Below are 12,938 nucleotides of genomic sequence, written 5' to 3' on the forward strand. Positions count from 1 at the left end.
CCCCATGATGGACCAACCTACGCCGAGAAGCGCTCCTTCAGCATCCGTCGTCCTTGTGGACGGAGAAGAGCCTCCAAGTCGATTGCGTCAGGCGCTGGTAAGCCTGCGCGAGAAATTCGCCAAAAGGCAGCCCCCACCCAACCTGCGCGAAGCTGTCGAGGAGCTTATCGAGGAAGGCAGCGCCGCGGATAATATGTCGCCCGCCGAACGGCTGCTGCTCGCCAACATGCTCCGCCTGCGCGAGCAAACAGTCGCCGATTGCATGAAGCCGCGGGCCGACATCATCGCCGCCGAGATCGACACCAGCCTTGCCGATCTTGCCCGCATCATGGCCGAGAGCCAGCACAGCCGCATCCCCGTTTATCGGGAGACGCTCGATGACGTGCTGGGCATGGTGCATATGAAGGACGTGATGAATTGCCTGGCCAAGGGCGAAGACTGCAAGATCAAAGACCTTTTGCGCCAGGTGCTGTTCGTGCCGCCCAGCACCGCCGTCATCCGCCTTCTTTTACAGATGCGAACCGCGCGCCATTACATGGCCATGGTGGTGGACGAGTTCGGCGGCATCGACGGCATCGTCACGATCGAAGACCTGGTCGAAGAAATCGTCGGCGAGATCAATGACGAACATGACGAAGTGGCGCGTCCCCAGATTATCGTTCGCGCCGACGGCTCGATGCTGATCGAGGCGCGTCTGCCGATCGAAGATTTCGAGCAGCGCGTCGGCAAGCTTCTCAGCGAAGAAGAGCGGGCGGAGATCGACACCGTGGGCGGGCTGGTCTTCCTGATCGCCGGAAGGATGCCGCGCGTGGGCGAAAGCTTTACCCATAGTTCCGGCATCCGCTTCGACGTGCTGGAAGTCGATCACAGCCGGATTCTGCGCCTGCGCGCGCGCAATCTGCCGGTGCGGGCCCTGCCGCCCCAATCCGCGCCGCTCAAGCGGGCCGGAGGGGCCGGCTAGGATCCAAAGCCGGGCCGCCCAATCCGCAGGGAACGGCGAAGCAGCTGCCCCGCCGTTTCGATAATCCTTGCTACAAAGCCCGGATGACCGGCGGCAATCGAGCCGTGATCGTGAGCAAGAATAACCGCCGGGCCTTTCGGCAACTGCGCGAAGAGCTGTACTGCCGTCTCCAGCGCGGCCACCCTGACATTGGCTCCGTAAGCTTCTTGAAGTTTTTTCAGCACTTCGTTTTCGGTCAGCCGGCATTGGCCGTCCGTTGCCGCCGATGGCAAGCTTATAGGATCGAAGGTCGCCGCGCGCGCGCCGCGCATGTCGCGCGATACCGACACCAGCCTGTATGGAAAAACCCGCCGCATCAGCTCATGCGACGCGACCGTCAAAGAAAGCAGCGACATTTTAAGATTCGATTTTTTGCGTAGCGCGATCACCCCGTTATTTTGCTTCGGCGTCCTTAATGTCGCACGCATCGAATTTTGCAGCGTTTCCACGGCTAGGTGGGAAAGATGAAGACGGGTATGCCCGGCCAGATTCTTGCTCGTAGAGACGAACTCGGCCACCAGCCCGTTTTTATCCGCGACGACGGCGCGATAATGAAACCGGCCATTGATGAAAGCCTCCGCCGGCAGATAGGTATTTTGCATGGAGAATTTTTCCCGCTCGGACGCTCGAAGCGCAACATAGTAATATTTTTATAATCAAAGGCGAATGATTTTTATGAAATAGCGCGCCCATACGCAAGTTAGTTAGATTACTGCCGAATTTTGGTAAGGCTGCTTCATGGCGCGCGACTAAAAAGGATTTCTTCCGGGAACCCGATATTGTGGTAACCGCATGGGAGTGAAGGATAGGCAATGAGTTTGGATTTCTTTTTCGATTCTCTCGACCGCGCGGCAAATGGCTTCGCTCGGCTTCGGGGCTGGCGGCGGGCCGGCGCTGCTTTCGCGGCGGGGTCGTTGTGCTGTCTCGGGCTTGCGCCCATCGGATTCTTCCCCGCTCTGTGGGTTGGATTTCCGGCCCTGGTCTGGCTGCTCGGGGGAACGCAAAAGAAGCGCCAGGCCTTCGCGGCGGGATGGTGCTTCGCGTTCGGCTATTTTCTTTTCGGTCTGTACTGGATCGCGGCGGCGATGTTCGTCGATCTCGCGCGCTTCGGCTGGATGGTGCCTTTCACGGTCGCGGGCTTGCCTGCCGTGCTGGCCTGTTATTACGGGCTGGCGGCGGCGGCGTGGCAATGGCTGCGCCATCGTTTCGCGCGCGAGGAGAACCGGCTGTGGGACGCCGTTCTGCTCGCATGGCTGTTCGCGCTTACCGAATATGTCCGGGGATTTCTGTTCACCGGCTTTCCGTGGAATCTGTTCGGTTCCGTCTGGATGGGATTTTTGCCGGTGGCGCAGGCCGCGAGCCTGCTGGGCCTTTACGGATTGACTTTCCTGACGCTGGTCGCGGCATGCCTGCCCGCCGCGCTGGCGGCGGCAGGCAGGCGGCGTTTCGCGCTCGCGGCCAATCTGGCGGCGCTGGGCGTTTTCGCCGCGCTCGGCCTGTGGGGAGGCGCAAGAATGCAAGCGCCGCCCGCTTTTCTCGCGGAACCTTATGTCCGTCTGGTGCAGCCGAACATTGCCCAAAATATGAAATGGGATTCCGCAAACCGCGCGCGGAATTTCGACATGCTGCTGGAACTTTCCGCCGAGCCCGCGGCTCGGCCCGTCACCCATGTGATATGGCCGGAGACCGCCGCCGCTTATTTTCTCGAGGACGATCTGCCGCATCGCTTGCAGATCGCGGCCGCGCTGCCGGAACATGCCATCCTGCTGACCGGAGCGCCGCGCCAGGCTATCGCCGCCAACGGCGAGCGCCGCTTTTTCAATTCCCTGCTCGCGATCGATAAAAGCGCGGCGGTCATCGCGGCTTACGATAAATTTCATCTCGTGCCGTTCGGCGAATATGTGCCGTTCCGGCAGTTCGGCCCGATTGCGGCGGCGGCGGCGGGGCTTGGCGAATTCTTCGCCGGAACGGGGCCGCGCAGCCTGCGGGTACCGGGCTTGCCGGTTTCCAGTCCGCTCATCTGTTACGAGATCATCTTCCCTCATGAAGTTTCCGATCATGACGACCGGCCGCAGTTGCTTATCAATGTCACCAACGATGCCTGGTATGGCCGGACTTCCGGCCCCTATCAGCATCTTGATGCGGCGCGTATGCGAGCTATCGAAGAAGGCACGCCCATTTTACGCGCGGCCAATACTGGTATCTCCGCGGTAATCGATCCTTACGGACGCGTTATCCAGCAATTGGCGCTTGAAGAAAAAGGAAGAATAGATACGCAGTTGCCCTTGGCGTTGGAGAAGGCAACCCCATATAGTCACTATGGGAACCTTATCCTGATCGTTTTATGGCTAGTAACCGGAGTCGGCATATGTCTGTCGCCGTTCAAGAACCGGCAAGGCCGCGTTCCGAAATCTTAGCTGGGCTGGCACGCGCCTCCGCAGCTTATCAGCTCTTGAGTTGCAACAATATATATTAGAACGCGAGGCTAAAACTCATGAACAAATGTAAATTGCATTTCAGCCTGCAATACAAAAAAGTGGATTCATATTGATTTTTGCATAAAATGGTATGCCGCAGCGATCCTTGAGTCTATATTGATTGAATAATCAGAAAGGTTTACGGCAGCAATGGCTAAAATAGTAGTGCAACACAAAGAAGCGACATTCGATCCCGTCGAAAGCAAGCCGGACCCGATCGATATTCATGTGGGTCAACGTCTTCGGCAAAGACGGATGCTGCTCGGCATGAGTCAGGAAAAACTGGGCGATGCGGTAAGGCTGACCTTCCAGCAAATCCAGAAATATGAGCGCGGCGCCAACCGGATGGGAGCCAGCCGGCTTTTCCGTATCGCGCAAATTCTCTCTGTGCCGGTTTCCTATTTTTATGGCGACATGCCCGCGCATATCGCGGCGGACACGAATGCCCAGGCGCAGACCGGTTTTGCCGAAGGCACAGGGCAGAGCGCGCTGCTGGACGAAGCGGCGACGCCGAACGATCTGCTGCAAAAACGGGAAACGCTGGACCTGGTTCGGGCCTTTTATAAAATCACCGATCCGAAGCAGCGGCGTAAAATGCTCGAACTCATCAAGGCTATTGCCGGAGGCGAGTCGGAGGGGGCGTAGAGGGGGCTGCTCCGCTTTACTGAGCGGTCGTCCAGGATTCGCTTCTATCCTTCTTGTTTTGCGCGGCAGTATTGTCCAGCCGCTCATGCATCAATTTCAGCAATTCGTCGATTTTGCCGTCGTTGCGCTGAACGATGGCGCTGTATTCCTGGCGCTGCGTAACGCTCATGCTGATACCTTCGACGATCACGTCGATAATTCCCATATGCCCTTCGGTACTGCGGACGCGCCAATCGACGACGATGGGCTGCGTGCTGGCCGGGCGCACCACATGACTCGTGACGATAAAATCGCGATCGCCCTCGGGGCGGCTCGATATGACCTTGAAGATTTCGCCTGAATAGAACGCGAAACGGTCGGTGTATATCTGGATCACCAGTTTCTCGAACAGGGAGCTATATTCCTCCTGCTGCGGGATCGTCGCGCCCATCCACGCGTTCCGGCCGAGAACGAAGCGGCCGATGGTCTTGAGATCGAACGTCTCATGCATCATGTCCCGGAACAGAGCTTCCTTGGTCGTCTGATCGGTAGCTTTGTCGGCGAGAATCGATACGGCGCGGTCGCCGAGTTTCTGGATAAATTGATCCGCGCTGGTTTGCGCGTTTTCCGCCGGCTTGTCGGCCGCTTTCGCCGCCTTGGGCGCGGCGCAGGCCGGAAGCGGCGTCAAAGCCAGACATGCCGCGAGCGCGAAGAAGGTAAAAGATTTTTTGTCTAACATCCCTTGACCCCTGGATGATTCTGCAACATGAGCGGACGTCCTATTCCTGTATAGCGCGATCGTTGGCGTTGGCAAGACCAGAATATGCCCGACGCACCCCTAACGACGGCAGAGGATTCGACAATATTCTGCCACGGCATTCGTAAAGAAGTCTCAATCAATAAGGCGAAAATGCCATGAGCGCGCCCCGAGAGGGCCATGCCGGCATCGTTTCATGGAGTTTCTAAGGCGCAGATGTTGCAGCCCACAACCAGCAAGAAAGGACGAACCAATGAACCGCATGATGAAAACGACCATAATGACCGCCCTTATGGCCGCCCTTGCCGCCCCCGCCATGGCAAGCGACACCGTGCCGCCGGTCGCGCCGGTTACGCCGAGCACGACGCCGGTCGCGGCGGTCGAGACGGCGGCGCCTGCCCTGCCCGTGACCGCCTCCGCGCCCGCCAGCGGGGTAACTCAGGACAAGACGATCCATCTCGAAGGCAAGAAAGAAGACATCAAGCCCACCGAGATCAAGAAAGAAGAGATCAAGAAGTAAAAGAAACTGCTCCGCCGCAGATCTCAAAGCTGCGGCGGATTTTTTTACTTATGGTGCCGCAGCACTTCGCCCGCAAGATGGAGCGAGCCGCAAATCAGGAGCCGGGCGGCGGCGGCGCTTTGGCGGGATAAATCCTGCACCGCCTGACGCATGTCGAGCGCCGGGGCTGGATCGTGAATTCCGGCGGCGGCGGCGGCGGCGACGGCATCCCGAAGCGTCAGGCTGTTGGGTTCGCCCGGAATCGTCACCGCCCGCAGCGCCGCCGCATGAGACGCGAGCGGCGCGAGAAATTCCTGCGGATTTTTGCTGTTCAGCATGCCGTAGACGATAAAAAGCGGCTTGGGCCGCGCGCCGTCCCGGTGCTTCCAGTCTTCAGCCTGAATCGCCAGCACCTCGCCCGCCGAATCATTATGCCCGCCATCGAGCCATAATTCCCAGTTTTTGGGGATGAGGTCGATAAGAGGCCCGCTTTTGAGTCGCTGGAGCCGCGCCGGCCATTCGACCTTCTGCAAGCCGTCGGCAATGGCGTGGTCGCTGATTTTCTCGCCCGCGCCGAGCCGCAGGATAGCCAGCGCCAGCGAGGCATTAGCAATCTGGTGCGCGCCCAGCAAGCCGGGCAGCGGCAGTTCCAGCGTTCCCAGGCGGTCGGCATAACGGAAAGCCTTGCTGCCCGACGGATCGACGCGCCATTCGCGCCCGAAGCGCAGCAGCGGAGCGCGGATTTTTTGGGCCTCCGCGGCGAAGACCGGCTCGATGTCCGCCGTCTGATGCCCGATCAGGCAGGGAACGCCCTCTTTCATGATTCCGGCTTTTTCCATGGCGATGTCGGCGAGCGTCTTGCCGAGATAATCGCGGTGATCGAAGGAAATGCGCGTGATCGCGGTCGCGATAGGCTTCGCCACGACATTGGTCGAATCGCGACGCCCGCCGAGGCCGGTTTCCATGACCAGGAAATCGGCAGGCGTCCGCGCGAAAGCGGCAAGAGCCGCCGCCGTGATCAGCTCGAAAAAGCTGACCGCGCCGGACGCCGCTTTCGCTTTGGCTTCAGCCTCGGCGAGAATGGCGACAAGCTCATTTTCGCCGATCAGTTTTCCGGCCAAGCGGATGCGTTCGTTGAAATCGACGAGATGCGGCGAGGTATAGACATGCACCCGCTTGCCCGCCGCTTCCAGCATGGCGCGCAGAAAGGCGCAGGTGCTGCCCTTGCCGTTCGTGCCCGCGACATGGATCACCGGCGGCAGATGTTCCTGCGGGCTGCCGAGCGCGTTGAGCAGATCGTAATAGGCGGGACGCAGGCTTATATCGAGTTTTGGGAATTCGGCTTCCAGCCGCGCCAGCATCGCTACGGAATTTTCCCGCGCTTCGGTCATGCGCGCGCGCCGACGAGGCGGGGCAGCATCGCCGTTCCCGGCATCAGCAGGCCGAGAATGCGCGCGAGCGTCGCGTGCAGCTCCTTGCGCGTCACCACGATATCGACCATGCCGTGATCGAGCAGATATTCGGAACGCTGAAATCCCGGCGGCAGCGTTTCGCGGATCGTGCTTTCGATCACCCGCGCGCCCGCGAAGCCTATCGTCGCGCCGCGCTCGGCGATGTGAATGTCGCCGACCATGGCGAAAGACGCCGTCACGCCGCCGGTGGTCGGATCGGTAAGAACCACGATATAGGGAAGTCCGGCGCGCCGGACTTCCTCCACCGCGATGATCGTGCGCGGCATCTGCATCAAGGATAGCGCGCCTTCCTGCATCCGCGCGCCGCCCGAAGCCGGAATCGCGATGAAGGCCGAACGGGTTTCGATCGCGCGGCGCGCGGCGACGACGAAGCCCTCGCCGACGCCGGTTCCCATCGATCCGCCCATGAAGGCGAAGTCGAAGACGGCGGCGACGGCGCTCTGGCCGCCGATTTTGCCTTCGGCGGCGATCAGCGCGTCATTCCGCCCGGTCTTGCTTTGCGCGTCCTTGAGCCGCTCGGCATAGCGTTTCTGGTCGCGGAATTTGAGCGGATCGGGACGCACTTTCGGCATTTCGATGAATTTATACTGGGCGCCATCGAACAGGATGTCGCAGCGCTTCACGGCGCTGAGCTTGAGGTGATGGCCGCAGTGGCGGCAGACATCCAGATTTTCCTCGAGTTCGCGCTTGAACAGCATCGCGCCGCAACCCGGGCATTTGTCCCACAGATTGTCGGGCACGTCCTTCGAGGGCGCGACAAGGCCCCGGATTTTAGGGCGGACGAAATTTTGCAGCCAGTTCATGAATCAGTTCCTATGCGCGGCATCGGCCAGTTGCCGGACGAGGCCAAGCAGGTTGGGCATCATTTGTGCCCCGGCTTGGCCTGTGCCGTCAAGGTTGGCGGCAATGCAACCGGCGAGCGCGCTGCCGACCACCACGCCGTCGACATCCCCGGCGATGGCCTTGATCTGTTCCGGCGCGCGCAGCCCGAAACCGGCCGCGATGGGCAGTTTCGTGTGGCGGCGGAACTCGGCGATGGCTTCGGCGACGTCTTTCCCGGCGGCGCTCTTGGTGCCGGTGATGCCGGTGATGGAGACATAATAAAGAAATCCGCTCGCGCCGTTCAGCACCTTGGGCAGCCGCGCGGCATCGGTGGTCGGCGTCGCGAGATGAATGACGTCCAATCCGGCGGCCTGCGCGCCGCTGCGGAATTCTTCATCTTCCTCGGGCGGCAGATCGACGATGATAAAACCGTCGATGCCGGCCTGCGCCGCGTCCTCGATAAATTTTTCCGGCCCATAGGCGAGGATCGGATTGAAATATCCCATCAGAATCAGCGGCGTTTTTTGGTTCTCGCGGCGGAAGCCGCGCGCCAGATCGAGCGTGCGATGCATCGTCGCGCCATTGTTCAGCGCGCGCAGACCGGCGGCCTGGATCGCGGGTCCGTCCGCCATCGGATCGCTGAACGGCATCCCGAGCTCGATGATATCCGCGCCCGCGCCCGGCAGCTCGCGCAGAATCTTCGCCGCCGTCTCATGGTCGGGATCGCCCGCCATGACGAAGGCGATCAAGGCGGCGCGGTTCGCCGCCTTGGTCTTGGCGAAAGCGGCGGCGATGCGGCCGGTCATATCGCCACTCCCAGCATCTTCGCCACGGTGAAAATATCCTTGTCGCCGCGCCCGCTGAGATTGACGACGAGCAGATGATCCTTGGGCAATCCCGGCGCGATCTTCATCACCTGCGCCAACGCATGCGAAGGCTCAAGCGCCGGAATGATCCCTTCCATCTTCGCGCAGAACTGAAAAGCGTCCAGCGCCTCATTGTCGGTGATGGAAACGTAATCGACGCGCTTGTTGTCGAACAGCCAGGCATGCTCCGGCCCGATGCCGGGATAATCGAGACCGGCGGAAATCGAATGCGCCTCGGTGATCTGCCCGTCCGGCGTCTGCAGGTAATAGCTCTTCATGCCGTGCATCACGGCGGGCGAGCCTCCGGCCAGGCTGGCGGCATGCTTGTCGGTATCGACCCCGTGTCCCGCCGCCTCCACCGCGATCATCTTCACCTCGGACTCATCGAGAAAATCGTGAAACAGGCCGAGCGCGTTCGATCCGCCGCCGACGCAGGCGACCAGCGTATCGGGCAGCCGCCCCTCGGCCTTCAGCATCTGCGCGCGCGTCTCGCGGCCGATGATCGATTGAAAATCGCGCACCATCATCGGATAGGGATGCGGCCCCGCGACCGAGCCGATGATGTAAAACGTGTCATGGACGTTGCCGACCCAGTCCCTTAAAGCCTCGTTCATCGCGTCCTTGAGCGAGCGCGAGCCGCTTTCCACCGGCACGACTTCCGCGCCGAGCAGCTTCATGCGGAACACGTTGGGCTGCTGGCGCTCGACATCGAGCGCGCCCATATAGACGGTGCAGGGCAGGTTGAACAGCGCCGCGACCGTCGCGGTCGCCACGCCATGCTGCCCCGCGCCGGTCTCGGCGATGATGCGCGTCTTGCCCATCCGCTTGGCGAGCAAAATCTGCCCCATGCAATGATTGATCTTATGCGCGCCGGTGTGATTGAGCTCCTCGCGCTTGAAATAGATTTTCGCGCCGCCGAGAGACTCTGTCATCCGCGCCGCGTAATAAAGCGGCGAAGGCCGCCCGACATAATGCTCGAGATAATAATCAAGCTCGGCCTGGAAAGCCGGATCATCCTTGGCCGCGATATAGGCTTCCTCGACCCTGAGGATCAGCGGCATCAGCGTTTCGGCGACATAACGCCCGCCATAAGGGCCGAAATGGCCGCGCGCGTCGGGCATTTGCTTGAAGGAATTGGCGATGGTCATGCCGTACCTCATAGACGGGCTTTCGGCCTTGCGTCAAATGCCTCCAGACCCTAGGAGCGCAATTCGGGAAACCGCTTGAGAATAGCGGCATGGGCCGGCAGGGAGGGCGCCGCGCCCTTGACTTCGACCGACATGGCCGCCGCCGCGGAGGCAAATTCCATCGCGGCATCGAAACTGCGGTTTTCCGCCAGACCACCCGCCAGATTGCCAAGAAAGCAATCGCCTGCCGCCGTCGGGTCGACGGCCCTGCGGGCCTGCCTGGGAGGATGTTCGGCATGCTTGCCGTCCATGACGCTGATCTGGCCGCGCTTGCCCAGCGTGACGACAATTCTTTGGCCGCGATGGGTTGCGATCGAAGCCGCATGGCGGACGATCCGGCTTGCCGAGGCATTTTCCTTGATGGCGGCCTCTGCCAGCATGCCGAGTTCGGTTTCGTTGACGACCAGGATGTCGGTGGCCCGCATCAGGCCGCGCGGAATCTTGCGCGCGGGCGACGGGTTCAGAATATTGATCGTTTCATTGGCATGGCCCCGGACGAAGAGCGCCGTAACGAAGGGCAGCGGCGTCTCGAACTGGCTGACCACTATATCGTTGGGGGAAAGCGGGATTCGTTGCGCATCCTTGGGCGAAAGCTCCATATTCGCCCCGCCGGCAACGACGATGGTGTTTTTGTCGCCCGCGACCGTGATCAGCGCCGTGCCGGTATGTTCTTTGCCGGATGTCCCGATAAGAGAAACATCGACTCCATTTTCCTTCAAATAAGCCAGCAGGCGAATGCCGGCATCGTCTTCGCCTACTTTGCCCGCAAGCATCGTGGAAGCGCCGTAGCGCGCGCTGGCAATGGCCTGATTGAGGCCCTTGCCGCCGGGAAAATACTCGAGCTTTTCGGCATGGATCGTCTCGCCGGGCAGCGGCAAGCGTCTCGCATAGGCGACGACGTCCATATTGATGCTGCCGGCGATGACGACCTTGGGCATGATTAAGTCGGGGTAGAAGAATCAGGCGGATTTCCCCGCGGGATGCCCGGCACGCCGTTGGGTCTAACGGGAGGAGGCACGGAACGCGAAGCAGGCTTCGCGGAACTGTTTAGCCTGTTCACCACCTCATTCTGCTTTGGCATGGCCGTGCCGGCGCCCTGGCCTTCCCTGGCGATGGCGCCAGCGGCGGCGGAGAAGGTGAGCGCGACCCTCATGCTCTTCTCATCGGCGATGCTGGCGGCCAGATTGCCGATCACGCAATCTTCCATGCCGGTGACATCCACGTTATTGGCGTCCACTTCCGACTTGAGGATCAGGCCGCGCTGGCCGGTGATGGCGATCAGGCCGTGCTCGCCGCGGATCAGGACGACATCCTGCTTTTCCGGATGGAGGAGCAGCGTTCTTGCACAGCCCGCGAGCTCGTTCGGCGTGGCCTCGGCGAGCGCGAAATCGGTTCCCTTGACTATGATCGAAAGGTTGCGCTCGTTGACGACGATGATATCCGTCAGCGCCTGGAGTTTGGTGGGCAGTTTTTTCGCCGGCGCGAAATTCAGGACGGTCTTGGCTCCCCTGGCCTTGCTCTTCTCGAAAAGAGCGATGAGAATATCGCTCGATATCTCCGTTTGGCCGACCACGACGTCGCCGGGATTGATCTGCACTTCGCGGACATCCTCCTTCGTCAGATGATCGTTCGCGGAATTGGCCGCCATCGTCACGGAATGATGGTCGCCCACGCTTTGCACGAAGGCCTTGCCGGTCGGCGCCATGGGCGTTTTGCCGACATATTTGAGGCCAACCGCCTGCTCCTTCAGATATTTCCGCAAATTCAAGGCTTCCGCGTCTTCGCCGGTCTTACCGACCAGATAAGTCGGCATGCCATAGGCGGCGCTGGCGACGGCCTGGTTCAAGCCCTTGCCGCCGGGAAAGACCCCGTCCTTATTGGCTTTCATGATCTCGTCCGTCCAGGGCAGGCGCTGGAGATAGAAGATATGATCGTAACTGATGGCGCCGGCGATGATGACCTTGGGCTTGATCGGCATAAAGTATCCCTTCAAATCGAATATTGGCGCATGCGCCCTAGGCCGCTGTTATAGCCTTTGCGCCTACCGCACGTCAAAGCGGTTTATGCTTTCATTAACCAATAGCGGCGCAAAAGGCGGCGATTTTGGCTGGATTCTTGACGCCCGGCCTGTCTTCCACGCCGGACGAAACATCCACCTGCGCCGCCCCGCTGATGCCGACGGCCTCTGCGACATTGTCGGGCGTCAGCCCGCCCGCCAGCATCCAGGGCCGGGGAAATGTCCGCCCGGCCAGAAGCCGCCAGTCGAACGCCGCCGCGTTGCCGCCGGGCAAAGAAGCGCCGGGCGCGGGCTTGGCGTCGAACAGCAGCTGATCGGCCAGCGGCGCGTAATCGGCGACGGCGGCGAAATCTTCCGCCGCCGCGATCTTGACCGCTTTGATGATTTTCGCGCCGGTCGCGGCCTTGATCGCCGCCACGCGGCGCGGCGCTTCCGAACCGTGCAGCTGCAGCCAATCGAGCGGAACATGCCGCAATGCGGCTTGCAGCGCCGCGTCATCGGGATCGACGAACAGCCCGGCGATCTGGATTCTTCCCGCCGCCAGCCTCGCGAGCTGAGCCGCCTGCTCAAGCGTCACTGCGCGCGGCGAAAGCGGATGGAAAACCAGCCCCACATAATGCGCGCCCGCGCCGATGGCCGCCGTCAGGCTTTGAGGATCGTTAATGCCGCAGATTTTTACTTTGACCGGCATGAATTTGAACTCGAGGATGTGTTTTCAATTGCGTCAGAATGAGGCGAAAATGCAGGTTTTCGAGCACCGGCGCGCAGCGTACCTTAAATGTACGTGAGCACCGGAAGCGCAGAAAATCTGTATTTGCAGCCCATTATGGCGCAATTGAGAATACATCCTATGGTTCCTGGATGGAACCCGTCACGTAATCGATCCAATAGACTTTCTGGGCGCCCTTGGCTTCGGGAACGATGCAAACGATTTCATAAAGCGGGGGCTTGCCGTCAGGCACGATTTCATGCGCGATGCTGACGATTTCGGCGCAAGGCCTGCCTTTCAGATTGAGGGTGCTTTTGAGCATGCGCTCAACCACGTCCGCGGGCGGAACCTCGCTGATATTCTCCATGGTAATCTTGCTGCCGGTCAGATGACTGCTGAATAATAAAAAGTGCTTTTTCTCCAGGTCGCTGTATTCGCCCGCACAGACGGCGCGGCTGAACAAACCCAGAGCCAGGATAAGCAGGATGCGCATTGTCATGGTACCTCT

The 12,938-nt window shown here is 60.6% G+C and carries 14 protein-coding genes; 4 read left to right on the forward strand and 10 right to left on the reverse strand.

All coding sequences use genetic code 11. The annotated features are described in order from the left end of the window. The first annotated feature begins 4 nt into the window (after positions 1-4). Positions 5-961, forward strand: coding sequence for a hemolysin family protein (locus tag WDO70_09435; GenBank protein MEJ0063397.1), 957 nt, complete (start codon positions 5-7; stop codon positions 959-961). Here WDO70_09435 and WDO70_09440 read toward each other — a convergent pair. Further along, positions 958-1,602, reverse strand: a complete 645-nt coding sequence (locus WDO70_09440; GenBank protein ID MEJ0063398.1) for a hypothetical protein — start codon at positions 1,600-1,602, stop codon at positions 958-960. The two genes, WDO70_09435 and WDO70_09440, sit on opposite strands and share 4 nt — an antisense overlap. A 210-nt stretch (positions 1,603-1,812) precedes the next feature. On the opposite strand from WDO70_09440, the gene lnt reads away from it, so the two are divergent. After that, positions 1,813-3,417: an apolipoprotein N-acyltransferase gene (lnt, locus tag WDO70_09445; protein ID MEJ0063399.1), complete on the forward strand. Its 1,605-nt coding sequence runs from the start codon at positions 1,813-1,815 to the stop codon at positions 3,415-3,417. A 225-nt stretch (positions 3,418-3,642) separates the two neighbouring features. After that, a complete protein-coding gene (locus tag WDO70_09450; protein ID MEJ0063400.1) occupies positions 3,643-4,122 on the forward strand; it encodes a helix-turn-helix transcriptional regulator in 480 nt (159 codons plus the stop codon). Between the two features lie 16 nt (positions 4,123-4,138). On the opposite strand, the gene WDO70_09455 is transcribed toward WDO70_09450, so the two are convergent. Then, positions 4,139-4,840, reverse strand: a complete 702-nt coding sequence (locus tag WDO70_09455) for an ABC transporter substrate-binding protein (protein ID MEJ0063401.1) — start codon at positions 4,838-4,840, stop codon at positions 4,139-4,141. A gap of 298 nt (positions 4,841-5,138) precedes the next feature. On the opposite strand from WDO70_09455, the gene WDO70_09460 reads away from it, so the two are divergent. Further along, positions 5,139-5,378: a hypothetical protein gene (locus WDO70_09460; GenBank protein ID MEJ0063402.1), complete on the forward strand. Its 240-nt coding sequence runs from the start codon at positions 5,139-5,141 to the stop codon at positions 5,376-5,378. Between the two features lie 44 nt (positions 5,379-5,422). Here WDO70_09460 and WDO70_09465 read toward each other — a convergent pair whose 3' ends face one another. From WDO70_09465 to WDO70_09500, 8 genes are all read right to left on the reverse strand, one after another. Next, the gene (locus tag WDO70_09465; protein MEJ0063403.1) at positions 5,423-6,748 is read right to left on the reverse strand and encodes a folylpolyglutamate synthase/dihydrofolate synthase family protein; all 1,326 of its coding nucleotides are present in this window, start codon (positions 6,746-6,748) and stop codon (positions 5,423-5,425) included. Beyond that, positions 6,745-7,632 (reverse strand): acetyl-CoA carboxylase, carboxyltransferase subunit beta, encoded by an 888-nt coding sequence (accD, locus tag WDO70_09470; GenBank protein ID MEJ0063404.1) that lies wholly within the window; start codon positions 7,630-7,632, stop codon positions 6,745-6,747. The genes WDO70_09465 and accD overlap by 4 nt, the downstream gene beginning before the upstream one ends. A 3-nt stretch (positions 7,633-7,635) precedes the next feature. Next, positions 7,636-8,457 (reverse strand): tryptophan synthase subunit alpha, encoded by an 822-nt coding sequence (gene trpA / locus WDO70_09475; protein ID MEJ0063405.1) that lies wholly within the window; start codon positions 8,455-8,457, stop codon positions 7,636-7,638. After that, complete coding sequence (gene trpB / locus WDO70_09480) at positions 8,454-9,665, reverse strand: tryptophan synthase subunit beta (protein ID MEJ0063406.1); 1,212 nt, start codon at positions 9,663-9,665, stop codon at positions 8,454-8,456. The genes trpA and trpB overlap by 4 nt, the downstream gene beginning before the upstream one ends. Before the next feature lie 50 nt (positions 9,666-9,715). Then, positions 9,716-10,642, reverse strand: a complete 927-nt coding sequence (locus WDO70_09485) for a ribokinase (GenBank protein ID MEJ0063407.1) — start codon at positions 10,640-10,642, stop codon at positions 9,716-9,718. A gap of 2 nt (positions 10,643-10,644) precedes the next feature. Then, entirely contained in the window at positions 10,645-11,682 is a 1,038-nt protein-coding gene (locus tag WDO70_09490) for a PfkB family carbohydrate kinase (GenBank protein MEJ0063408.1), read from the reverse strand. A gap of 94 nt (positions 11,683-11,776) precedes the next feature. After that, on the reverse strand, positions 11,777-12,412 hold the full coding sequence (locus WDO70_09495) for a phosphoribosylanthranilate isomerase (GenBank protein ID MEJ0063409.1): 636 nt from the start codon (positions 12,410-12,412) through the stop codon (positions 11,777-11,779). 157 nt (positions 12,413-12,569) lie between these two features. After that, a complete protein-coding gene (locus WDO70_09500) occupies positions 12,570-12,929 on the reverse strand; it encodes a hypothetical protein (protein ID MEJ0063410.1) in 360 nt (119 codons plus the stop codon). Positions 12,930-12,938 lie beyond the last annotated feature (9 nt).

Source organism: Alphaproteobacteria bacterium (genome assembly GCA_037200005.1).
In the GTDB taxonomy this organism is placed as follows: Bacteria; Pseudomonadota; Alphaproteobacteria; order UBA9219; family RFNS01; genus JBBCGY01.